At 59.9% G+C, this 22,339-nt stretch carries 20 protein-coding genes; 7 read left to right on the top strand and 13 right to left on the bottom strand.

Translation table 11 applies throughout. From position 1 onward, the window contains the following. Positions 1 to 20: 20 nt before the first annotated feature. From ACODTY_RS11260 to ACODTY_RS11245, 4 genes are all read right to left on the bottom strand, one after another. The gene (locus tag ACODTY_RS11260) at positions 21 to 899 is read right to left on the bottom strand and encodes a F0F1 ATP synthase subunit gamma (protein WP_488994355.1); all 879 of its coding nucleotides are present in this window, start codon (positions 897 to 899) and stop codon (positions 21 to 23) included. 45 nt (positions 900 to 944) lie between these two features. Beyond that, a complete protein-coding gene (gene atpA, locus ACODTY_RS11255) occupies positions 945 to 2,474 on the bottom strand; it encodes a F0F1 ATP synthase subunit alpha (protein WP_488994354.1) in 1,530 nt (509 codons plus the stop codon). After that, complete coding sequence (locus ACODTY_RS11250) at positions 2,474 to 3,034, bottom strand: F0F1 ATP synthase subunit delta (RefSeq protein WP_488994383.1); 561 nt, start codon at positions 3,032 to 3,034, stop codon at positions 2,474 to 2,476. Before ACODTY_RS11250 ends, atpA begins: the two co-directional genes overlap by 1 nt. 235 nt (positions 3,035 to 3,269) lie before the next feature. After that, positions 3,270 to 3,665: an AGROH133_08824 family phage infection protein gene (locus ACODTY_RS11245; protein ID WP_488994382.1), complete on the bottom strand. Its 396-nt coding sequence runs from the start codon at positions 3,663 to 3,665 to the stop codon at positions 3,270 to 3,272. A 112-nt stretch (positions 3,666 to 3,777) separates the two neighbouring features. Here ACODTY_RS11245 and ACODTY_RS11240 point away from each other — a divergent pair, with 112 nt between their 5' ends. Beyond that, the gene (locus ACODTY_RS11240) at positions 3,778 to 4,104 is read left to right on the top strand and encodes a hypothetical protein (protein ID WP_488994353.1); all 327 of its coding nucleotides are present in this window, start codon (positions 3,778 to 3,780) and stop codon (positions 4,102 to 4,104) included. Positions 4,105 to 4,131: 27 nt separating this feature from the next. On the opposite strand, the gene ACODTY_RS11235 is transcribed toward ACODTY_RS11240, so the two are convergent. After that, positions 4,132 to 6,315 (bottom strand): primosomal protein N', encoded by a 2,184-nt coding sequence (locus tag ACODTY_RS11235; protein WP_488994352.1) that lies wholly within the window; start codon positions 6,313 to 6,315, stop codon positions 4,132 to 4,134. An 89-nt stretch (positions 6,316 to 6,404) separates the two neighbouring features. On the opposite strand from ACODTY_RS11235, the gene fsa reads away from it, so the two are divergent. Continuing rightward, positions 6,405 to 7,058 (top strand): fructose-6-phosphate aldolase, encoded by a 654-nt coding sequence (gene fsa, locus ACODTY_RS11230; protein WP_488993921.1) that lies wholly within the window; start codon positions 6,405 to 6,407, stop codon positions 7,056 to 7,058. Between the two features lie 17 nt (positions 7,059 to 7,075). On the opposite strand, the gene ACODTY_RS11225 is transcribed toward fsa, so the two are convergent. Both ACODTY_RS11225 and leuS read right to left on the bottom strand, forming a co-directional pair. Then, positions 7,076 to 7,648: an LPS assembly lipoprotein LptE gene (locus ACODTY_RS11225; protein WP_488994351.1), complete on the bottom strand. Its 573-nt coding sequence runs from the start codon at positions 7,646 to 7,648 to the stop codon at positions 7,076 to 7,078. After that, positions 7,635 to 10,262, bottom strand: a complete 2,628-nt coding sequence (gene leuS / locus ACODTY_RS11220) for a leucine--tRNA ligase (protein WP_488994350.1) — start codon at positions 10,260 to 10,262, stop codon at positions 7,635 to 7,637. The genes ACODTY_RS11225 and leuS overlap by 14 nt, the downstream gene beginning before the upstream one ends. 154 nt (positions 10,263 to 10,416) lie before the next feature. On the opposite strand from leuS, the gene ACODTY_RS11215 reads away from it, so the two are divergent. Further along, a complete protein-coding gene (locus ACODTY_RS11215; RefSeq protein ID WP_488994349.1) occupies positions 10,417 to 11,079 on the top strand; it encodes a YggS family pyridoxal phosphate-dependent enzyme in 663 nt (220 codons plus the stop codon). Positions 11,080 to 11,250: 171 nt separating this feature from the next. Here the strand turns inward: ACODTY_RS11215 and ACODTY_RS11210 are convergent, their stop codons facing one another. Both ACODTY_RS11210 and ACODTY_RS11205 read right to left on the bottom strand, forming a co-directional pair. Then, the gene (locus ACODTY_RS11210) at positions 11,251 to 12,357 is read right to left on the bottom strand and encodes a branched-chain amino acid ABC transporter substrate-binding protein (RefSeq protein ID WP_488994348.1); all 1,107 of its coding nucleotides are present in this window, start codon (positions 12,355 to 12,357) and stop codon (positions 11,251 to 11,253) included. 228 nt (positions 12,358 to 12,585) lie between these two features. Continuing rightward, on the bottom strand, positions 12,586 to 12,858 hold the full coding sequence (locus tag ACODTY_RS11205; protein ID WP_488994347.1) for an usg protein: 273 nt from the start codon (positions 12,856 to 12,858) through the stop codon (positions 12,586 to 12,588). 284 nt (positions 12,859 to 13,142) lie between these two features. Here ACODTY_RS11205 and acs point away from each other — a divergent pair, with 284 nt between their 5' ends. Together acs and ACODTY_RS11195 are read left to right on the top strand one after the other, a co-directional pair. Then, positions 13,143 to 15,104: an acetate--CoA ligase gene (gene acs / locus ACODTY_RS11200; protein WP_488994346.1), complete on the top strand. Its 1,962-nt coding sequence runs from the start codon at positions 13,143 to 13,145 to the stop codon at positions 15,102 to 15,104. Positions 15,105 to 15,190: 86 nt separating this feature from the next. Continuing rightward, positions 15,191 to 15,961: an MOSC domain-containing protein gene (locus ACODTY_RS11195; RefSeq protein ID WP_488994345.1), complete on the top strand. Its 771-nt coding sequence runs from the start codon at positions 15,191 to 15,193 to the stop codon at positions 15,959 to 15,961. 327 nt (positions 15,962 to 16,288) lie between these two features. On the opposite strand, the gene ACODTY_RS11190 is transcribed toward ACODTY_RS11195, so the two are convergent. From ACODTY_RS11190 to ACODTY_RS11175, 4 genes are all read right to left on the bottom strand, one after another. Continuing rightward, the gene (locus ACODTY_RS11190; RefSeq protein WP_488994344.1) at positions 16,289 to 17,710 is read right to left on the bottom strand and encodes a pilus assembly protein TadG-related protein; all 1,422 of its coding nucleotides are present in this window, start codon (positions 17,708 to 17,710) and stop codon (positions 16,289 to 16,291) included. Positions 17,711 to 18,018: 308 nt separating this feature from the next. Then, complete coding sequence (locus ACODTY_RS11185; protein WP_488994381.1) at positions 18,019 to 18,447, bottom strand: thermonuclease family protein; 429 nt, start codon at positions 18,445 to 18,447, stop codon at positions 18,019 to 18,021. Positions 18,448 to 18,530: 83 nt separating this feature from the next. Continuing rightward, positions 18,531 to 19,400, bottom strand: a complete 870-nt coding sequence (locus ACODTY_RS11180; protein ID WP_488994343.1) for a transglutaminase-like domain-containing protein — start codon at positions 19,398 to 19,400, stop codon at positions 18,531 to 18,533. Between the two features lie 112 nt (positions 19,401 to 19,512). Beyond that, positions 19,513 to 19,731, bottom strand: coding sequence for a DUF1674 domain-containing protein (locus ACODTY_RS11175; protein WP_488994342.1), 219 nt, complete (start codon positions 19,729 to 19,731; stop codon positions 19,513 to 19,515). Positions 19,732 to 19,833: 102 nt separating this feature from the next. On the opposite strand from ACODTY_RS11175, the gene htpX reads away from it, so the two are divergent. Together htpX and ACODTY_RS11165 are read left to right on the top strand one after the other, a co-directional pair. After that, a complete protein-coding gene (gene htpX / locus ACODTY_RS11170; protein WP_488994341.1) occupies positions 19,834 to 20,841 on the top strand; it encodes a zinc metalloprotease HtpX in 1,008 nt (335 codons plus the stop codon). After that, entirely contained in the window at positions 20,838 to 22,223 is a 1,386-nt protein-coding gene (locus ACODTY_RS11165) for an RsmB/NOP family class I SAM-dependent RNA methyltransferase (RefSeq protein WP_488994340.1), read from the top strand. The genes htpX and ACODTY_RS11165 overlap by 4 nt, the downstream gene beginning before the upstream one ends. Positions 22,224 to 22,339: the final 116 nt, after the last annotated feature.

Below are 22,339 nucleotides of genomic sequence, written 5' to 3'. Positions count from 1 at the left end.
ACTGGCCTTCCCGGCACATGCTAGAGCGCCTCGGCGCCCGAAATGATTTCGATGAGTTCCTTGGTAATCTGCGCCTGACGCTGCCGGTTATATGTGATCGACAGCTTGTTGATCATGTCGCCGGCATTGCGCGTCGCATTGTCCATCGCGCTCATCTTGGCACCCATCTCTCCGGCCGCGTTTTCGAGCAGCGCACGGAAAATCTGTACCGAGATGTTGCGTGGAATGAGGTCGGAAAGAATTTCGCCGGGTTCCGGCTCATATTCGTAGACCGCGCTGCCATTCGCCTGGTCACCATTGGAGGTGCCAGCCGCCGGGATGATCTGCTGCGAGGTCGGGATCTGCGAGATCACCGACTTGAACTGCGAATAGAACAGCGTGCAGATGTCGAAGCCGCCCTCGTTGAACAGCGTGATGACCTTTTTGGCGATCGCATCGGCATTGACGAAGCCGAGCGTCTTGACCTCACGCAGATCGACGCGCTCGATGATCAGCGAAGCATAGTCGCGGCGAAGGATGTCGAAGCCCTTCTTGCCGACGCAGATGATTTTCACAGTCTTGCCGTCGGCAAGCAGCTTGCGGATATGATCGCGGGCAAAACGCGCGATCTGGGAATTGAAACCGCCGCACAGGCCGCGCTCGGCGGTGCAGACAACAAGCAGGTGCACGTTGTCGTTGCCGGTGCCGGTCATCAGCGCCGGAGCATCACCGCCGCCACCCACAGCCTGGGTGATGTTGGCCAGAACCGCCGCCATACGCTCCGAGTAGGGGCGCGCAGCCTCGGCGGCCTCCTGCGCACGACGCAGCTTCGCCGCGGCGACCATCTGCATCGCCTTGGTGATCTTCTGCGTCGCCTTGACCGAGGCGATGCGGTTACGAAGGTCTTTCAGTGACGCCATGCTTCAAACTCTGTTCCCGCGTCCGATCCCTGTCCAGGAGCTAAATCAGGCGAAAGTCTTGGCGAACGCGTCGATCTCGGCCTTGAGCTTGCCGCGCAGATCGTCCGAGAGCGCCTTTTCCTTGCGGATCGCGCCGAGCACGTCCTTGCCAGCAGAACGCATATGCGCCAGCAGGCCCTGCTCGAATTTGCCGACATCGGCAACGGACAGCTTGTCGAGATAGCCGTTGACGCCTGCGAAGATGACCGCGACCTGCTCTTCCGTCTTGAGCGGCGAGAACTGCGGCTGCTTGAGCAGCTCGGTCAGACGCGCGCCACGGTTGAGAAGACGCTGCGTAGCCGCGTCAAGATCGGAACCGAACTGCGCAAATGCCGCCATTTCGCGGTACTGTGCGAGTTCGCCCTTGATCGAACCGGCAACCTGCTTCATCGCCTTGATCTGGGCCGACGAACCGACGCGAGACACCGACAGACCGACGTTCACGGCCGGGCGGATACCCTGGAAGAACAAGTTGGTTTCCAGGAAGATCTGGCCGTCGGTAATCGAGATCACGTTGGTCGGGATGTAGGCCGACACGTCGTTGGCTTGCGTTTCGATGATCGGCAAGGCCGTCAGCGAACCCGAGCCATTGTCTTCGTTGAGCTTCGCAGCGCGCTCCAGGAGGCGGGAGTGCAGGTAGAAAACGTCGCCCGGATAAGCTTCGCGGCCCGGCGGGCGACGCAGCAACAGGGACATCTGGCGATAGGCGACGGCCTGCTTGGACAAATCGTCATACGCGATCAGCGCATGCTTGCCATTGTCGCGGAAATATTCACCCATCGTGCAGCCGGCAAACGGCGCGATGTACTGCAACGGCGCCGGGTCGGACGCGGTGGCAGCGATGATGATCGAATAGTCGAGCGCGCCGCGCTCTTCCAGAACCTTCACGAACTGCGCGACGGTCGAGCGCTTCTGGCCGACGGCGACGTAGACGCAGTAGAGCTTTTCCGAATCCGGGCCGCTCTCGTGAATGGCCTTCTGGTTCAGGATGGTGTCGAGGATGATGGCGGTCTTGCCGGTCTGGCGGTCACCGATGACCAACTCGCGCTGGCCGCGGCCAACCGGGATCAGAGCGTCGATGGCCTTGAGGCCAGTCGACATCGGCTCGTGCACCGACTTGCGCGGAATGATGCCGGGTGCCTTGACGTCAACGCGGCGACGTTCCTTGGCCTTGATCGGGCCCTTGCCGTCGATCGGGTTGCCGAGCGCGTCGACGACGCGGCCGAGCAGTTCGGGACCAACCGGGACGTCCACGATGGCGCCGGTACGCTTGACGGTGTCGCCTTCCTTGATGTCGCGGTCGTTACCGAAGATAACGACGCCGACATTGTCGGCTTCAAGGTTGAGTGCCATGCCGCGAATGCCGCCAGGGAATTCGACCATTTCGCCGGCCTGGACGTTGTCGAGGCCGTAAACGCGGGCAATGCCGTCACCGACCGACAGAACCTGGCCGACTTCGGAAACTTCGGCTTCCTTGCCGAAATTCTTGATCTGGTCTTTCAGAATTGCGGAGATTTCCGCGGCGCGGATGTCCATCAGCCGACCTCTTTAAGTGCAAGCTTGAGCGAATTGAGTTTGGTTTTAAGCGACGTATCGATCTGACGCGAGCCCATCTTGACGATGAGGCCCCCGAGCAACGAGGGATCGACTGTGACGTTGAAGGTCACATCCTTGCCGGCGACACTTTTCAGTGCGGCCTTGAGTTCAGCCTGCTGAGCCGCACTCAAGGCATGCGCAGAAGTAACCTCAGCCGAAGCCTCGCCACGGTGCTCCGCGGCGATCTTGCGGAAAGCCCGGATCATGCCGGGAACGGCGAACAACCGGCGATTGCGCGCAACGACGCGCAGGAAATTACCGGCAAGACCAGCGATCTTTGCCTTGTCCACGATTGCGGAGATAGCGCGCTCTTGATCTTCGGCGGCAAATACCGGGCTTTCGATCAGCCGCTTGAGATCAGCACTTCCTGCGAGCATCGTCTCGAAACTCGTCAGAGCGGCCTCGACCTTGGCAACCGAATTTTCCTGGAGCGCGAGCTCGAAAAGAGAGCCTGCGTAACGTTCTGCAACACCCGAGATTGGCGAGGACGACTGAGCCACGGTCCGTCTTTTCTCTTGTTTGACAGGCCGCAGATTGTTGGCGCGAGCAAAAACTCTGGCTAAATCTTTGACCTTACTTAGGTTTTCTGAAGCCCAAGGGAACGGCTTTCGCTTCCCCCGGCTGAAAGTCGATTGCCGTCTAGCACAGGCCTTTTCAGACCGCAATCACAGACGGGCAAGGTTTTCTGGCACTATTGTCGCATCTGGCAACAAGCGTCCGTCACGGGCGGTGGATTCAGGGCAGAAAGCCAAAGGCAAACGCAAGCGGAAACAACGCCAGCGCGAGATCCACAATCAACGCCACCCAATTGTAGGGTGTGTTTGCTCCGTCCGTCATCATACCGAGAATTCGGCCGAAAGCGGTGAACAACCATGAAAAACCCAGCGCCATGTAAAGCAGCGGTTGCGCCAGCAAAATCGAGCACAAACCAAGGCCGAGATAGAAGCCGGCGACGCGACTGCGCCCTTCGGTGACGGCTTCCGGCTTGTCCGGGTGCGGCTGCAGGCGCAACGCCTTGAATGCAAGGCCGGGCGCCAGGAAAAGGAAAAGTCCGAGTACGGCCGTTACGATCGCGCTCGACCATGCCAACCATTCGCCTTGGCTCATTGGCCACGGAAACGAAAACTCCATCCCTACCCCTCCAACCGAATCGTCGTTAAGAATATCTGAACCCAAAGGCACTGTCGTCATCCGGCGTAGATGAGTTTGCGGGCGCCTTATCTGCTAATTGCGACGGTTGAGAATGCTAGAGGTTGCAATTTCTGCCTTTTCGATAGCCGTGCTCGGCGGCATGTCCCTTTGGGCAAACAGGCACTTCGCCATGTTCGAGCGCCTGCCCATGCAATGGTCGCTGACTGGCGAAGTCAACTGGTCGGCTTCGCGCCATCTTGCGCTTATCTTTACGCCAGTTCTTGCAGCCCTCACGCTGCTTTTTGTCGGTCTCACCTTCGCCATATCCGAAGCTTTGGGCTCCAGAGAAAGCTTGACGGCCACAGCTGCAATATCGGGCTGCTTTGTCGGCGCGCACGCCCTGCACTTGTACCTGATCTCGAGGACACTGCGACGTTAGGTCGGCAAGCGGAGAGCCGCAGGAACTCTACAAGAAGCTTTGCGGGTCGACATCCACCTGTACGCGCACCGAGCCGCGCGGCTTCGGCCCTGCCGCAAGCAGTTCCCGCACGAAAGCCTGCATGTCAGAGCGCCGGTCGCCATGCACAAGCAGTCGGAACCGGTGTCGTCCACCCACCAGCGCCAGCGGCGCCTCCGCCGGTCCCAGCACATGGATGCCAGAGCTTTCAGGAGCTACGTGACGCAGTCCACGTGCGTGAGATTCTGCTTCGGCACGCGTCGCCGCACTTACTATGATCCCGGCAAGGCGTCCGAAAGGCGGCAGTGCAGCACGCTCGCGCTCCGCAATCTCGCGCTGATAAAAGCTTTCTGCGTCCCCCGACACGATTGCCTGCATCACCGGATGGTCGGGCTGATAGGTCTGCAATAGACCGAGACTTTTCTTGCCGGTCCGCCCCGCTCGGCCCGTCACCTGCGATAACAGCTGAAAAGTCCGCTCGGCTGCGCGCGGGTCGCCATTGGCAAGGCCCAGATCCGCATCAACCACGCCGACCAGCGTCATGTTGGGGAAGTTGTGGCCTTTTGCGACGAGCTGCGTGCCGATGACGATATCAGCCTCACCGTTGGCGATGGCCTCGAGTTCCAGCCGCAGTCGCCGCACCCCGCCCATTATGTCGGAAGAAAGCACGATGGTGCGAGCGTCGGGAAAATGCGTCACAACCTCCTCGGCAATGCGCTCGACACCCGGCCCGCAAGCAACGAGATGATCGAAAGTTCCGCATTCGGGACATGCTTCCGGTCGCTTTTCGGCGTGGCCACAATGGTGACAGACGAGTTGGCCACGAAAGCGGTGCTCGACCAGCCAGGACGAGCAAACCGGGCAACCGAAGCGATGCCCGCACACGCGGCAGAGCGTAAGCGGAGCGTAGCCGCGCCTGTTGAGGAACAGCAACGACTGTTCTTCTTTCTCCAACCCTTGGCGAATATGAGAAAGCAATACCGGCGACAGAAAGCCACCGCGCGCAGGAGGGGCACGACGCATGTCGATTGCCTTGAGGTCGGGAAGTGCCGCATCGGCAAAGCGAGACGACAGAACGGCGCGCTTGTAGCGGCCCTGCATGGCATTGACGCGGCTTTCAACAGACGGTGTCGCCGATGCCAGCACGATCGGGAAGCTGCCGATGTGGCCGCGAACCACCGCCATGTCACGCGCATTGTAGAAAACGCGATCTTCCTGCTTGTAGGCCGGGTCGTGCTCCTCGTCGATAACGATCAGGCCAAGCTCCTTGAACGGCAGGAACAGGGCCGAGCGTGCGCCGGCGACTACTCGCACCGTTCCTTCCGCCACCTGCCGCCAGACCCGCTCGCGCATACGTGGCGGCAGGTCGGAATGCCATTCTCCCGGCTTGGTCCCGAACCGGTTCTGGAAGCGTTCGAGAAATGCGTGGGTAAGCGCGATTTCGGGCAGCAGGATCAGCACCTGGTGCCCTTTGTCGAGCGCCGCCGCCACGGCTTCGAAATAGACCTCCGTCTTTCCGGAGCCGGTCACTCCGTCAAGCAGCGTGACACCGAAGCCGCCGGTCGCGACACCTTCGCGCAGCATTTCGGCAGCATCGCGTTGGTCCGGCATCAGGTCATGCGTTGCATAGGCAGTATCGGGCAAAGCGACGACCGGACGCGGCGGTATCATAACCTGCTCGAACACGCCTTGCGCCTTCAAGCCGTCGATGACGGTCGAAGACACGCCAGCGGCATGGGCAAGGCCCGAACGGGTCCAGGCAAGTCCATCCGACGCCGTTTCGAGAACGCGGGAGCGCGCGGCTGTAAGTCGATCCGGCTCCGCCATCGTGCGCCTCAGCCCCTCGATCCATGGCTCGGGATCGAGGGCCTCTGGCGCGCGCAACAACATGCGCGCCACCATGCCGGGAGGAGAAAGCGTGTATTGGGACACCCAGTCGACGAAGCGGCGTGTCGAATGATCTATGGGCGGACAATCGAAGACCTGCTCGATTGGCCTCAGCTTTTTCGAATCAATGTTTTCGACCGCGCCGTCCCAGACGATACCGGCAACCTGCCGCGGCCCGAGCGGCACGCGCACGATCGAACCCGGCACCACGCGCATTCCCTCCGGAACCGCATAAGTGTACGGGCGTTCTGCCGGCATCGGCACCAGTACGGGCGCCGCCGTGCGAAAGGGCGAATCTTTACTCATCGAGCGTGACCTTGCCCCGACTTTGGTCTAGAGCAAAGGCCAACGCCGCGCGCGCCCCTCCCTCACGCAAGAATTCCAAGGAGACTGACATGAAATTCTTCGTCGATACCGCCGACATCAAGGAAATCCGCGAGCTGAACGAGCTTGGCCTTGTCGACGGCGTCACCACCAATCCCTCGCTTATCCTGAAGTCGGGCGGCAAGATCGACGAGGTGACCCGCCAGATCTGCGACATCGTCTCCGGTCCGGTCTCGGCCGAAGTCACCGCCACCGACTATGCCGGCATGATGGCTGAAGCCAAGGTGCTGGCCAAGATCGCCGACAACGTCGCCATCAAGGTGCCGCTCACCTTCGACGGGCTGAAAGCCTGCAAGGCGATCCGCTCCGAAGGCCGCATGGTCAACGTCACGCTGTGCTTCTCGGCCACGCAGGCGCTGCTGGCCGCCAAGGCCGGCGCCTCGTTCATCTCGCCCTTCGTCGGCCGCCTCGACGACACCGGCATCGAGGGCATGGACCTGATCTCCGAGATCCGCCAGATATACGACAACTACGATTTCGCCACCGAGATCCTGGTCGCCTCGGTGCGCACCATCAACCATGTCAAGGATGCGGCCCTGATCGGCGCCGATGTCGCCACCGTGCCGCCGGCGACCTTGCGTGCTCTCGTCAAGCATCCGCTCACCGACAAGGGTCTCGAGACATTCCTCGCCGACTGGGCAAAAACAGGCCAGAAAATCGGCTGAACTGGAGCGGCGAAGCGCTAACTGCGCTTCGCCAGATCCTGCCCGATAGCCAAGCGCAACAGCTCGGCCAATTCCCGCGCTGCTCTATTCTCGGCATCGATCTGGGCGCGATAGGAGGCGAACTCCTGAGCTGGCCTGTCGAAGGAAGATGAAATCGAGCGCTTGCCCGCACCGACCACCTTGCCGGTGCCGGCCTCGACAAGCTTGTAGGCTGCCGTCAGCGTCACCGTTCCGGCCGTCGGCTCGTCCTGATCCGTCGTGACCTGGATCGTTGCCGCCGACTGGACCAGTTCGCTGACATCGAGATCGAGCGAATAGGCCGGCGTGGCGGGTTCGCCGGCGCCGCGCGTCAAGCCGAAGATCAGATTGTTGCGCACCTGCTGCGCATAGCGCGTCTTGACCGGCTTGACGGCGATCGACGCCATCTCCGCCGTTGCGCCAACGGTGCTTCCTGGTGATAGCGGCGCGTTGGAATAGAGGGGGCGCACGGTGCAAGCCGATGCAAGCGCCACGCAGAAAAACACCCCAGCCAGCAATACCGGGCGCAAACGGGGCGTCACAGCCGGCTTGCTGTTCTCATGCAACGACATTGACGATCCTCTGGGGCACGACGATGACTTTGCGCGGCGCCTTTCCCTCGAGCGCCTTCTGAACGAAGTCGAGAGCCAGTGCCGCCTTTTCGACCGCAGCTTGATCCGCGTCGCGGGCAATTGTCAAATCGCCGCGCTTCTTGCCGTTCACCTGCACCGGCAAAACGACCTCGTTATCGACGACGAGCGCCGGATCGAAGACAGGCCAGCGTGCCGCCGCGACCAGCCCCTCGCCGCCCAGCACCTGCCAGGATTCCTCAGCCAGATGAGGCATCATCGGCGCAATCATGATGATGAGATACTCGAGCGCCTGCCGCACCGCGCCCGCGCGTTCCACGCCTCCGCCATTCACCGCCGCAACCTGCGGCGAAAGCACATTGGTGAGTTCATAAAGGCGAGCCACGGCCTTGTTGAAATGCAGCCGCTCGATGTCCTCGCCCACGGCCTTCAGTATCTTGTGGGCAGCACGCGAAACAGCCGCCCCATCTCCATCGGCACCTGCCTTCGGCGCGACACCCTGCAAGGCAGGCGCGGCATCCGCCACCAGCCGCCAGATGCGCTGCACGAAGCGGTGCGCACCTTCGACACCGGCCTCGGTCCAGATCACGTCGCGTTCAGGCGGTGAATCCGACAGCATGAACCAGCGGGCAGTATCCGCACCATAGCTGGCGATGATGTCGTCCGGATCGACGACGTTCTTCTTCGACTTCGACATCTTCTCGATCGAGCCGATCACGACCGGCGTGCCATCGGCAAGCAAGCTCGCCTTGCGCGCGCCGTCTGCCTCCTCGACCTTGACCTCGGCGGGCGTTACCCAGCCCTGCGGTCCCTTGTATGTCTCGTGCACCACCATGCCTTGCGTAAACAGGCCCTCGAACGGCTCTTCGACAGCATTGACATGGCCCGTCGCCTTCATGGCGCGGGTGAAGAAACGCGAGTACAGCAAGTGCAGGATCGCGTGTTCGATGCCACCGATATACTGGTTGACCGGCAGCCAGCCGCCCTTGCCGTCGACATAGGAAAGCGTCGTCGGCGCCTTCTCGTTCCAGGGATCGGTGAAGCGTGCGAAATACCACGACGAATCCACGAACGTATCCATCGTGTCCGTGTCGCGCCTCGCCTTCTTGCCGCATTTCGGGCAATCGGTGTGCTTCCACGTCGGGTGGTGGTCGAGCGGATTGCCCGGCCTGTCGAAGGTCACGTCGGACGGCAGTTCCACGGGCAGCTGCTCGAATGGAACGGGAACCGCGCCACAATCGTCGCAATGCACGACGGGAATTGGGCAACCCCAATAGCGCTGGCGCGAGATCAGCCAGTCGCGCAGGCGGAACTGTACCTTGCGCTCGGCCTGCGGCCGATTGCCCATGGTCACGCCGGAAAGACGCGTCGCCACCTCGTTGAACGCCTGATCGGGGCTCATGCCATCGAGGAAACGCGAATTGATCATCTTGCCGTCGTCGGAATAGGCTTCTTCCGTGATCTGGAAAGAGGCTGCATCGACACCTTCCGGCTTCACCACCGGCACTACTGGCAGGCCATATTTGTTGGCGAAATCAAGGTCGCGCTGGTCATGCGCCGGGCAGCCGAAAATTGCGCCGGTGCCATAGTCCATCAAGACGAAATTGGCGACATAGACTGGCAGCGTCCAGTTCGCATCGAACGGATGCGCCACGCGGACGCCGGTATCGAAGCCGCGCTTTTCCGCCGTCTCCAGTTCTGCTGCCGAGGTGCCGCGATGACGCACATCTTCAATGAAGGTGGCAAGCTCGGCATTGCCCTCGGCCGCCTTCCTTGCCAGCGGATGGTCCGCGGCGATCGCCAGGAAGGACGCGCCGAAAATCGTGTCGGGGCGAGTGGTGTAGACTTCAAGCTCGCTCTCGCCCGCTGGCGCCGTTTCCTTGACCAGGGGCCAGCGAAGCAGCAGTCCTTCCGAGCGGCCGATCCAGTTGGCCTGCATCAGCTTGACCTTGTCGGGCCAGCGGTCAAGCGTACCCAGCCCGTCCAGCAGATCCTGCGACATAGACGTGATCTTGAAGAACCACTGCGTCAGGTCGCGCTGCTCGACCGGCGCGCCGGAGCGCCAGCCCTTGCCGTCTATGACCTGCTCGTTGGCAAGCACAGTCATGTCGACTGGGTCCCAGTTGACCTTCGCCGACCTGCGCTCGACCAGCCCGGCCTTCCAGAAATCGAGGAACATCTTCTGCTGATGGCGATAGTAGCTCGGGTCGCAGGTCGCGAACTCGCGCGCCCAGTCGAGCGAAAGGCCCATCGTCTTCAACTGGCCCTTCATCGTCTTGATATTGGAATAGGTCCAGTCGCGCGGGTTTACCTTGTTGTCGCGCGCAGCGTTTTCGGCCGGCAGCCCGAACGCATCCCAACCCATCGGGTGAAGCACGTTTTCGCCCTTGGCGCGATGGTAGCGGGCGACCACGTCGCCCATAGCGTAGTTGCGGACATGGCCCATGTGGATGCGCCCTGATGGGTAAGGGAACATCTCAAGCACGTAGTATTTCGGCCGCGGATCTTCGTTCTTCGTCTCGAACAGCTTCTCGACATCCCAGGCCTTCTGCCATTTGGGTTCGGACGCGCGCGGATTGTATCGTTCGGTTGCCATGACCGGTTTTTCTTTTAAAAGCATGCGGAAAGCAGCCCAGCTTGCGCTGGCTGCGGAACATGGCCCCGGTCTTCACCACGGTTTGGAGAACCCGTCAACCGTATGGTGCAAAGCCGGGACAAAATCGACACCTTCGGGGCGACAGGAACACGATATGGGTAGTGCGGTCGAACAGCTTTCGCTGGTCAAAGCCAAGATTGCGAATGCAGAACGCCAAGGCGATCGCAAAGCCGGATCAACGACCTTGGTCGCTGTTTCCAAGACATTCGACGCCGAAACGATTCTCCCCGTGATCGAGGCTGGCCAGCGCGTATTCGGCGAAAACCGTGTCCAGGAAGCGCAGGGCAAATGGCCGGCGCTAAAAGAGGAATGTCCCGACATCGAGTTGCACCTGATCGGCCCGCTCCAATCCAACAAGGCAAAGGAAGCCGTCGCCCTGTTCGACGTCATAGAAACCGTGGACCGTGAGAAGATCGCTGCCGAACTAGCCAAGGAAATGGGCAGGCAGGGCCGCACTCTCAAACTCTACGTACAGGTCAACACAGGTTCGGAACCACAGAAAGCCGGCATCGAGCCAACTGAAGCGGTTGCCTTCGTAAAGCGTTGTCGCGAGACCCACGGCCTCACCATCGAAGGTCTGATGTGTATTCCGCCCGCCGATGAAAATCCTGGTCCCCACTTCGCTCTGCTCGAAAAGCTGGCGCACGAGGCAGGCCTTGCCAAGCTTTCGATGGGCATGTCCGGCGACTATGAACTGGCGATTGCCTTTGGCGCCACCAGCGTGCGTGTCGGCTCGGCGATCTTCGGCAGCCGTTAATGCATGTCTCCCGAAAGTGGGAACCGATTTCGGGAGACATGCATAAAATCAAGGAGCTAAAGCGCATTTAGCGAATCTGAAAGATCGCGACACGCTTTACCAGCAAAATCACGCATACGAAAAAGGCCGGAGCGAAACGCCCCGGCCTTTTTTAAGAATTTTGAGGAAGGCTTATTCGGCCGAAACGATCTTGCCGCCTTCCCACTTGAACAGCGAGAAGCTCGGCGAGGTGAGGTCGCCATTCTCGCCATAGGTCAACTTGCCGATGGCGGTCGCAATCGGCTCGCCAGACTTCAGTGCGGTCGCAACTGCGGCAGTGTCGTCGGCCTTGCCGGCCTTCTCGATGCCGGCCTTGATAACTTCGACCGCAGCATAGGCATTGAGCGTAAAGGCTTCAGGCGGAATGCCCTTGTCCTTCAGCACCTGCACGGCATCGGCCGAATCCGGGTTCTTCAAGGCATCGGATGCGTTGGTGAAAATCGTGCCGGCGGCAGCTTCATTGCCGATAGCCCAGAATTCGGTGTTGGACAGACCCTCGCCGCCGATGATCGTCGCCTTGACGCCTGCATCCGCGAGCTGGCGGGCAAGCAGGCCACCCTCGGGGTGATAACCGCCGAAATAGATCACCTCGACATTGTCGGCCTTGAGACGCGTGACCAGCGCCGATAGATCCTTCTCGCCTGGGTTGAGCGAATTGTAGGCAACCTCGGTAACGCCGCCGGCATTGATAGCCGCCTTGAAGGCATCGGCGAGGCCTTTGCCATAGGTCGCCTTGTCGTGGATGACGGCGATGCGCTTGTCCTTCAGGTTCTTGAGAACGTAGGCAGCAGCAACCTCGGCCTGCTGGTCATCGCGGCCGCAGGTGCGCAGTACATTGGTGAGACCGCGCGCTGTAAGATCAGGCGCCGTAGCTGTCGGAGTCACCATCAGGATACCGTTCTCGGCAAACACATCCGATGCCGGAATGGCAACGCCGGACGTGACCGGACCAACGACATAGTGCACGCCATCGCCAACGAGCAGATTAGCGGCAGAGACGCCCTGCTTGGGATCGCCGGCATCATCGGCGAGCTTCAGCACGACTTGTTCGCCAAGGATGCCGCCTTTCGCGTTGATGGTATCCACGGCAGCCTGGGCGCCGTTCTTGACCTGGTCGCCATAAGCCGCGACAGGGCCGGTGAGTGGGGCAACAAGGCCGATGACGATATCAGCCTGCGCAACGGTTGCAAAAGCGAGCGATGCGATCATCGCGACGCCGGCTAAAAGCTTGTTTTTCATGGCTTTCTCCTTCTTTCGCGAACCACGGGGTTCAGCGAATTCTGGTCGAGCCATAGCCTCTGCGGTCGACCTTTGCAATCGACCCAGAGTGACGCAACGCACATCAATGGTTGTGCCAGCGTGTGAGGGAGGCAGGGGAGAAAGACCGTCCCAGCCACCTGCGCCCAGACGCAGGCATTCCTGCCGTTACGGGCCTCCTGCACACATGCCCGGCGGGATGTCTTGCCCTCAGTGCAGCAAAAACTCGCCGTCCACCTTTCGCCACTCGTTCGGGCCGATCAGCGCCTTATGGGAATAGCTCACCGAGTGTAGCGGTCCTTCGAGCTTTGCCTTCCAGAACTCGATGAACTTCACCAACACCGGGAACTTCGGCGCGATGTCGTAGTCCTGCCATATGAAGGTTTGCAGCAGATGGGGATGGTCGGGAAAGTGGTAGAGAATCTTTGCCGTCGTCAGCCCATAGCCCTTGAGCATCAGTTCCAGTTCGCCTTGGTCACGCATGGTTGCCTCACAACGTGTACCTGCCTGACGCAAACTCTGCGCCCACATGGTTAACTGTTCGTTGCAACGCGCGAGCGCAAGGTTTTGTTGCTGTCAAGTCGGTCGCTTACGAGATTTCGCACCGGACGCTGCACTGTGTACGATTCTTGCGACAAGCCGCCATGCAACCGAACGTCTAATATTGCCGATTGAACGGAACTGTTAATAATGCCTCATCTTCGCGGCGCGAGGCTTTCGTCATCGCCCGCAACCCCAGATAGCAGATTTCGGGAGGAAAGCAGGCAATGTCCGACGTTCATGTCCACCGTGTACAACCCGGCTGGAAGAAGAATGCGCTGATCGACAACGACACCTATCTGAAGTGGTATGCCGACAGCGTGAAGAACCCGGACAAATTCTGGGGCAAGCATGGCAAGCGCATCGACTGGTTCAAGCCCTACACCAAGGTGAGGAACGCTTCCTTCGACGGCAAGGTCTCGATCAAGTGGTTCGAGGATGGCCAGACAAACGTTTCCTACAACTGCATCGACCGCCACCTGAAGAAGCGCGGCAACCAGGTCGCCATCATCTGGGAAGGCGACAATCCCTATGATGAGAAGAAGGTCACCTACAACGAACTGCACGAGCATGTCTGCCGCTTCGCCAACGTGTTGAAGAAGCACGGCGTCAAGAAGGGCGACCGCGTCACCATCTACATGCCGATGATCTTGGAAGCGGCTTACGCGATGTTCGCCTGCACGCGCATCGGCGCCATCCATTCGGTCGTGTTCGGCGGCTTCTCGCCTGACGCGCTGGCAGGGCGTATCGTCGACTGCAAGTCGAACTTCGTCATCACCGCAGACGAGGGTCTGCGCGCCGGCAAGCACATCCCCTTGAAGGAGAACACCGACAAGGCCATCGAGATCGCCGCCAGGGAAGGCATCAAGGTCGACAAGGTCGTCGTCGTGCATCGCACCGGCGGCAAGATCGACTGGAAGGAAGGCCGCGACGTCTGGCTGCACCAGGAAGCGGCTTCGGTAAAGCCCGACTGCAAGCCGGAGAAGATGAAGGCGGAAGACCCGCTGTTCATCCTCTACACATCAGGTTCGACCGGCAAGCCGAAGGGCGTGCTGCACACCACCGGCGGCTACCTCGTCTACGTCTCGATGACCCATCAGTACATCTTCGACTACCACGATGGCGACGTCTACTGGTGTACCGCTGACGTCGGCTGGGTGACAGGCCACTCCTACATCCTCTACGGCCCGCTCGCCAACGGCGCGACGACGCTGATGTTCGAGGGTGTGCCGAATTATCCGACGCCGTCGCGCTTCTGGGAAGTCGTCGACAAGCACAAGGTCAACATCTTCTACACCGCGCCGACTGCCATCCGGGCGCTGCGCGGCGCAGGCGACGAGTGGGTCAAGAAGTCGTCGCGCAAGTCGTTGCGCGTCCTGGGTTCGGTCGGCGAGCCGATCAATCCGGAAGCCTGGGAGTGGTATTACAACGTCGTCGGCGAGAAAAAATGCCCGGTGGTCGATACCTGGTGGCAGACCGAGAACGGCGGCATCCTGATCGCCCCGCTGCCCGGTGCGACCGACTTGAAGGCAGGTTCGGCAACGCGGCCCTTCTTCGGCATCGTGCCGGAGATCGTCGACGGCGATGGCAATGTCATCGAGGGCGAAGGCAGCGGCAATCTCTGCATCAAGCATCCCTGGCCCGGCATGATGCGCACCGTGTTCGGCGACCACGACCGCTTCGTGCAGACATACTTCTCCACCTACAAGGGCAAGTACTTCACCGGTGACGGCTGCCGCCGCGACGGCGACGACTACTACTGGATCACCGGCCGCGTCGACGACGTCATCAACGTGTCCGGCCACCGCATGGGCACGGCGGAAGTCGAGTCGGCGCTGGTTGCCCATGATAAGGTTTCGGAAGCCGCAGTCGTCGGTTATCCGCACGACATCAAGGGACAGGGCATCTATTGCTATGTCACGCTGGCCGAAGGCGAGACGCCCAGCGAAGGCCTGCGCAAGGAGCTGATAGCCCATGTGCGCAAGGAGATCGGGGCCATCGCCACGCCGGACAAGATCCAGTTCGCGCCTGGCCTGCCCAAGACCCGCTCGGCCAAGATCATGCGCCGCATCCTGCGCAAGATTGCCGAGGACGAGTACACCTCGCTGGGTGACACCTCGACGCTTGCCGACCCCAGCGTCGTTGACGACCTCATTGCCAACAGGCAGAACAAGAGGGAAAGTGCCTAGGTAAATCCCGCAGAGGCGCGAAACGGTTTCGATTTCGCGCCGGCAGGAGACAAAAGCTAACGCATTGGGGGTGGTTACCACCTCCAATGTTGCAGATGCTGAAGGCGATGATGGCCGACGTTGGGCACGTCAGGGAATTGTGGCGCTACCCTGCCAGTTCGCTTGGCGGAGAGATCTTGGGCACGATGGCCGTCGGCACGAGCGGGGCCGACGGTGACAGGCTTTTCGGGTTGATTGATGCGGCAAGTGGCGAGATCGCCCGCCCAGACACCGTATCCAGATGGCAAAAGGTACCGCGTATCCTCGCCAGGCTGGCACCGGATCGATCGCTGGAAATCTCGGTGCCAGGAACCGACACATGGATACCGGCCCCAAGCGCAGAAACCGATGCGGCCATATCCGCATATCTTGGCTTCGACGTTGCCATCCAACCCTTTGAGAAAACGCCAGTGTCCGGATATGCCGGCGCCGTCACAAAGGCGCGCTATGACAAGGCGCCGATCCATCTTCTGACCACCGCTTCACTGGCAAGATTGCAGGCGCTCCATCCGACCGGCAATGTCGACACGAGGCGATTTCGCCCAAGCGTTCTGGTCGACATTCCCGAGATAGACGGCTCTTTTCCAGAAACAGAATGGATGGGGCGCCGGATCGCAATCGGTCCGGTCGAGTTGACAATTGTGGAACCGTGCCGCCGCTGTGGCTTTACAATCATCGCCCAGGAAGGGATCGATCATGATCCAAATATCCTGCGAACGCTCGTTCGTCACAACAGGCACAACTTCGGTGTCTATTGCCGCGTCGACCACACGGGAGACATTGACATCGGCGACACCATGCGCCTGTTGCCCGAGTGACAGGAGCGCCCGCAAGCCTGCTCCCACCGTCGTCCTCTTGCAATCGCCGGCGACGCACCCCATCATGTGGTTGTGTTCAACCAATTGAAAGGAGGTGATCCGATGTCGAGTGATTTCGTTTCCATGCGTATGGTCCCGGCGGATCGCCTTTGCGGGGAGCAACCTCTCCGCTAAATGTCGAGCCGCCTGGCGAGAGTTCTCAGGAACCCGCGACGGGCTACGCACTGGACGAAGACACGGAAAGGCCGCCTGCTTCGAAAGAAGCGGCGGCCTTTTTGCTTGTCTGGCTCTATCCCCGGCCGCGCAAGCTCCGCGCCCACTAACTGTTTATCGCGTCAGCGCCAGCCTTTCGGTGTTGGCGATGATCTCTGTGAATGCCGCGTCGAGTTCAGGCCCGGTCGAAACATCGAAGAAATGCCTGATGGCGGAGGTATCTTTGGTAGCGCAATTCTGCAGTACTGCCCTGGCCTCATTCTGCTCCTTGCTGCTCAGGGCAAACCCAATCGTATAGACCTCGATACCGTCGCGCTTCATGTTGGCGCAGATACTTTCGGCATAAAGGCGCGCCTTGGCTCCTTGATCGTTCTGGGGTTGATTGGACGAGTTATTGCTGACCGGCACCCCGGCGAAGGCAGTGTTGAACTGGCCGTCGGTCATCAAAATCGCCACTTTGCCGACTTTTTCTTTATTGAAGTCAGCCGGGCCGTCGCCAGCACCAGCGTTTTGAATGGCAGCTCGCCACTTCGGTGACAACATGTAATAGCCCCATTGTGCAGCGATGCCGCCTGCCGTGACCCCGTCGGCGGCAAAGTCAGTAATTGTGTCGAGCAGCTTCTGCTTGTCCGTTGTCAGGGGAATAACTTCGGCCTTGGGGCATTTGGTGCCGACCACTACGCCGCGCCCATCCTTGACGAGCGAGATGCGGTCGTCACGATTGATCCTAGCGGTATAGATCTTGCCGGCGTTATTGTTACGTTTGGTGTACGGCCCATCGTCGGTGAAGTCTGCTGCCCCGTCCTTGTCTTTGCGCTCTGTCGCGCATTTATCGGGCCGCGTCGAACTGGCTGCCGACGCCAAAATTGGCTGATCATCAGGTGGCGGAAGATCAGCCCCTCCCTTTTGTTCGATAAAAACTGTATCAGCTAGCAAACCTGTATTGACCGCTTCCGCGTAGGGAATAATCGCAGCGCGTACACGCGGGTTGCTGGGATTCTGGTTCTTGAACAGAGCCTCGACCGCATTCGTGGCAGCAGTCTTGAGATCCTTGATCTTCTGACCACCCATCGAGCCGGTGACATCGAGCATCATCGCAACTTCGATGTGCTTGTCAGAGTAGACGGCTGCACCGGTGTTGTGGATGCGTTTGACATTGTTTTGCCCGAACAACGCAAAATACAACGGCACGTCGACATAGGCGCTCGCCGTAACCGTCTTGGCAGCCCTGTCGATGACCAGCTTGTCGAGTACGATCTTGTCGTAAGGCAAAGCGCCGCCTGCACTGTTGGCCGTGAGGAATGCAGAAACCGTCTTGCGCGCTTCCTCTTCAGTAGCCGAACCAGTGGTAAGATCGCGAGCTGTGGAAGTCACCGCGCTATCCACTGCATTCTGCAAAGCAGACTTGGCGTTCATGAGCTGTGCCGTGTCTACGCCGAAGCCGACGGCGAGAGCGAGCACCGCGACGACCATGCCAAAGACAATAGCGAAGTTACCGCGCCGATCTGCCCCGAAGCACACTGTCGATCGACCCACTATCCCATTCCGCCGCATTGTCCTGCCTCCAAATGATACGGCATCGATTGCCGTTGTCTGGTGCATTGCAGGATTCTGGCCGATTGCCGTGAGTTGGAGCGCCGAAACGAGGCGCAACCAACCAACCCATTGTTTTTATTAGTATTCGCACACACGAATGGTAAAAGCGCTGTAAACGATTTGGCTGCCTCGCATGGATGTTTACTTTGCGCCTACCATGTCCTGCGCCACCCTCGACCAACGCGTTTGAAACAGTCCATTCCGGGACACCATTGCCTGTGTCGAAACGGGGCACGTATCGAAACGGGTCAGTCGCACCAACCCGCCCGCTTGCCGCCGCCGTAAGGCCTGACGAGGCTGCGCAGGATCATCTCCTCGGCAACCTCTTTCCCATTTGCTGCAACGACGTCTGCCAGGACGCGTCCATAGTATTTTGCTCCCGCGATGTTAGAGATCAGGATCGGCTGGACACCAAGGATGTCCACAAGCCCATCTCGGGCGCGCAGAGCCGCATCATGCTCTGTTGGGCATTGGCTTTTCATCTCCGGCGCATCGATACCGCGAATTCGAATGTTTATCCGCAGGGATTGGCCCGGCCAAACCAAGGCGTCTGCCAGGAACGTGTCTCCATCAATGACATCGACCACATTGGCCTCGACAGGGCCGTGAAACAACTTGGCCGCGTTAACCGGAGAGGTGAACAAAGGTCCTACCGCCAACAACCATGCAGCGGCCACCAATTGCGAGGTACCAAGTATTTCCATACAAGGAAATTATTCCTATTACCTGCCGCACACAAGCGCAAATTTGCGATTGGCTCCTATGAAAGGGCTTCCACGCCCATCGTTCGGTCTACGCCATGAAACGGAGGCGACGCCGGATGGGTGTCCTGCTCGTAGGTCCATACCTTGAAGAGGCTGAGGCGATGCGGCCCAAAGCTGTGCAGCAACGGAACATCAGTAGCGTCACGCCCACGCGCAACCACGATCCTGCCGACGCGCGGCACGTTATGCCGAGCGTCGAACGTGTACCACTTGCCGTCCAGGAAAACCTCAAGCCATGCGGAAAAGTCCATCGGCGCCGGATCTGCCGGCACGCCAATGTCACCGAGGTACCCGTTCACATAGCGGGCGGGAATGTTCATGCAGCGACAGAGCGTAATCGCGAGATGAGCGAAATCCCGACACACTCCAACCCGCTCCTCATGGGCCTGCGCTGCCGTCCTCGTGGCACGCGCATATCCGTATCCGAACGAAAGCCGGTTATGCACATAGTCGACAATCGCTTGCACCCTGGCCCATCCGGAAGGAATCCCTCCGAACAACTGCCAGGCAAGATTACTCATATGATCGGTTTCGCAGTAGCGGCTGCCGAGAAGGAAGCCGAGCGTCTCGTTCGGCAGATCCTGTACCGGTGTTTCCATCGCCAAGGTGTTCACCTCATCCGGAAGGCCGGAATCCTGGACCATCGCGTCGTACATGATGCGGAAACTGCCCGCAGGCGCCATGAAACGGCGACAGGCGTTTCCGTAAATATCGAAATAGAGGGTGCTTGGAACTTCCGGCGAAGTCAGCACCTCTGTCTGGCGCGTAATATCGCCTTGTCGCCCCTTGCTGATTTCGAGCATTGATACGATGGGCGTGTCCTGATCGCATTCGACAGCGATTTCATAGCCAAGCCGGATCAGCATCGCAGTACCTCGTAGCGTCGATTGTCAGAGAGGAAAGTCCATCTCTGCAACGCATTCCGTGGTCTATTGTTCCCGACGATCTAGACACATTCATCGAGATTGCGCGTCACGTTCAGAAATCGGCGGTGAGGCCCTTCACCTCCCAGTCGCCGTAGCGGCCTGGTTCCATGCCGCCTCGCCCGCCCAGTTCCTTGGGTCGCGCTGCCTCAGCTGCAACATATTGCTTGCGCCGGGCTTCGGCCTCGGCAAGCGCCCGCTGCGCGGCGGCCGGCAGCTTCTTTGGCAGGTTCGAGCCATCGTCTTGCGTCAACCCGCTGTTTTCCTCAGTCATGTCATCTGCCCATGCATTGAAACGCCGCAAACTCTCTCCCATCATATAGCGGAACCAGTGCGCGGGATCGACCCTTTCCGCATTGGCCAAATGGAGCAGACGATGAATACACTTCGCACCGCCATGCTTCTTGCCGCGATGACCGCGCTTTTCATGGGCGTAGGCTACATGATCGGTGGTTCAGGCGGCATGATGATAGCGCTCGTCATAGCCGCCGCCACAAACCTTTTCAGCTATTGGAATGCTGACAAGATGGTGTTGGCCATGCATCGCGCCGTCGAGGTCGACGAGAAGAACGCGCCGGAATTCTACGCGATCGTCCGCGAGTTAGCCTCGCGCGCCGGGCTACCGATGCCCCGCACATATATCATAGACACGCCCCAGCCGAACGCCTTCGCCACCGGTCGCAACCCGGAAAATGCCGCCGTCGCGGCCTCTACCGGCTTGCTGGAACGGCTTTCGCATGAAGAGGTTGCAGCCGTCATGGCACACGAACTGGCTCATGTGCAGAACCGCGATACCTTGACCATGACAATCGTAGCGACGCTGGCAGGCGCCATTTCCATGCTCGGCAACTTTGCGTTTTTCTTTGGTGGCAATCGCGACAACAACAATCCACTCGGCTTTGTTGGTGTTCTGATTGCGATGATCGTAGCCCCATTTGCCGCAATGATCGTGCAGATGGCTGTAAGCCGTACCCGCGAATATGCGGCTGACCGGCGCGGTGCGGAAATATGCGGTCATCCGCTTTGGCTTGCTTCCGCCCTTGACAAGATCGCCCGAACCGCAGAACGCATTCCCAATGCCGATGCGGAGCGAAGCCCCGCGACAGCTCATCTTTTTATCATCAATCCGCTTTCCGGCGAGCGCATGGACAATCTGTTCTCCACCCACCCCGCCACGGGCAACCGCATCGCCGCGCTGCAAGCGATGGCTGCGGAAATGGCCGAACAACCTATCCCGCAAGAGCGGACGACGCAGCCAAATGTAGGTGAAGCCCCGACAGGTCCGTGGGGCGGCGCATCGCATCCCGAAACTGAACAAACATCGAAACCGAAAGCCAATCCTTGGGGTCGCAATCCAACCGGACCGAAAGGTCGCTGGAAGTGACCAGCCAGGACGCGCCGCCACGAAGACGCCTTCCAAGGCAACAGCCAGACAGCGACCCGACCACTAATGTACCGGGTCTCGCAGCGCGCAAGACAGCGGCACGTCTGCTTGCAGCCGTCGTCGACGCCCTCACCCCGCTCGACGGGCTAACCGACAACGAGCATGGCCATCCACAATACATGTCGTTGGATATGCGCGATCGCGCACTGGTTCGCGCTATTCTCGCAACCGCGCTGCGCCATCGCATTACCATCGGTACGCTGGTTTCCCGCAGGCTCGACAAGCCTTTGCCGGCAAACGCCACGGCTCTCTCCCACATATTGCACGTCGCGGCGGCACAGATTCTATTCCTCGACGTACCGGATAGCGCAGCCGTTGATATTGCAGTCACGCACGCAAAATCCGACCCCCGGACCGTCCGCTTTTCGGGGCTGGTAAACGCGGTGTTGCGGGCCCTGGTACGCACCAAGGAAACGGAACTTGCCAAGACATTGGCTGCAACCGACGACGCGCCGGAGTGGTTCCGCTCGAGGTTGATTGAGGCATATGGCGGCGACGAAGCACGCTCTATCCTCGCCGCACATCGCCTGGAAGCACCAATCGACATAAGCGTGAAATCCGATTCCGAAATGTGGGCAACGCGTCTCGGCGGCATTGTACTGCCGACTGGCTCTCTCAGGTTGGAAAAACTGACTATGCCGGTAACCGAGTTGCCAGGCTTCAATGGCGGCGCGTGGTGGATACAAGACACCGCTGCAAGCCTGCCGGCGCGATTGCTTGGCGACATCAAGGGACAATGCGTTGCCGACCTTTGCGCAGCGCCTGGCGGCAAGACAGCCCAACTCATTCTTGCCGGGGCCAGCGTCACCGCCATTGATACATCCAAGAACCGGCTGGCAAGGCTACGACAGAACCTTGACCGGCTTGGCCTCTCTGCTGACGTGGTCCAAGCCGATCTCCTGAAGTTCGAGCCGAAAGAGTTGTTCGACGCAGTGCTGCTTGATGCGCCTTGCTCCTCGACCGGCACGGTTAGGCGGCACCCGGATGTGCCATGGTCGAAAACACCCGATGACATTGTTAAACTTGCCGAACTGCAGCGTCGGCTGCTTGCCAAGGCCGTGGCAATCACCAAGCCAGGCGGCACGATCGTCTTTTCCAATTGTTCGCTTGACCCTATCGAGGGCGAGGGCCTGCTTTCGGCCTTCCTTGCCGAAACGCCTGGGCTTCGCCTGGATCCGATCTCGATATCCGAGGTGGCAGGCATCGCACCTTTCGTGACCGAACAAGGGACGTTGCGCACCACACCAGCCGGTTTGAAACTCGGCAGCGCCTCACTATCAGGGCTGGACGGCTTCTTTGCCGCCCGCCTTCGCAAGGCATAGCCCGTCAAAACGGGCCTACCGCAATTTTCCCTCTGGGCGTGCAAATGCATGTGGAAAGCGAGCCCACCTGTCGTCGTTCTGATTCGATTGGGCCTTCGCATAAGTTCTTGAATCAT

Source organism: Mesorhizobium sp. FG116 (assembly GCF_057809835.1).
The sequence above is the reverse complement of the archived record's forward strand: the minus strand, read 5'-3'. Positions and strand labels throughout refer to the sequence as shown.

Excerpts from the sequence above, each read along its gene's own strand:
- ACODTY_RS11175 (WP_488994342.1), bottom strand. The coding sequence starts at position 19,731 with ATGACTGAGGAAAACAGCGGGTTGACGCAAGACGATGGCTCGAACCTG.
- ACODTY_RS11205 (WP_488994347.1), bottom strand. The coding sequence starts at position 12,858 with ATGCGTGACCAAGGCGAACTGGAACTGATGCTCAAGGGCTATGGGCTG.
- ACODTY_RS11195 (WP_488994345.1), top strand. The coding sequence starts at position 15,191 with ATGTTGCAGATGCTGAAGGCGATGATGGCCGACGTTGGGCACGTCAGG.
- ACODTY_RS11235 (WP_488994352.1), bottom strand. The coding sequence starts at position 6,315 with ATGAGTAAAGATTCGCCCTTTCGCACGGCGGCGCCCGTACTGGTGCCG.
- ACODTY_RS11240 (WP_488994353.1), top strand. The coding sequence starts at position 3,778 with ATGCTAGAGGTTGCAATTTCTGCCTTTTCGATAGCCGTGCTCGGCGGC.
- acs (WP_488994346.1), top strand. The coding sequence starts at position 13,143 with ATGTCCGACGTTCATGTCCACCGTGTACAACCCGGCTGGAAGAAGAAT.
- ACODTY_RS11180 (WP_488994343.1), bottom strand. The coding sequence starts at position 19,400 with ATGCTGATCCGGCTTGGCTATGAAATCGCTGTCGAATGCGATCAGGAC.
- ACODTY_RS11260 (WP_488994355.1), bottom strand. The coding sequence starts at position 899 with ATGGCGTCACTGAAAGACCTTCGTAACCGCATCGCCTCGGTCAAGGCG.
- atpA (WP_488994354.1), bottom strand. The coding sequence starts at position 2,474 with ATGGACATCCGCGCCGCGGAAATCTCCGCAATTCTGAAAGACCAGATC.
- ACODTY_RS11225 (WP_488994351.1), bottom strand. The coding sequence starts at position 7,648 with ATGTCGTTGCATGAGAACAGCAAGCCGGCTGTGACGCCCCGTTTGCGC.
- htpX (WP_488994341.1), top strand. The coding sequence starts at position 19,834 with ATGAATACACTTCGCACCGCCATGCTTCTTGCCGCGATGACCGCGCTT.
- ACODTY_RS11210 (WP_488994348.1), bottom strand. The coding sequence starts at position 12,357 with ATGAAAAACAAGCTTTTAGCCGGCGTCGCGATGATCGCATCGCTCGCT.
- ACODTY_RS11215 (WP_488994349.1), top strand. The coding sequence starts at position 10,417 with ATGGGTAGTGCGGTCGAACAGCTTTCGCTGGTCAAAGCCAAGATTGCG.
- fsa (WP_488993921.1), top strand. The coding sequence starts at position 6,405 with ATGAAATTCTTCGTCGATACCGCCGACATCAAGGAAATCCGCGAGCTG.
- ACODTY_RS11245 (WP_488994382.1), bottom strand. The coding sequence starts at position 3,665 with ATGGAGTTTTCGTTTCCGTGGCCAATGAGCCAAGGCGAATGGTTGGCA.
- leuS (WP_488994350.1), bottom strand. The coding sequence starts at position 10,262 with ATGGCAACCGAACGATACAATCCGCGCGCGTCCGAACCCAAATGGCAG.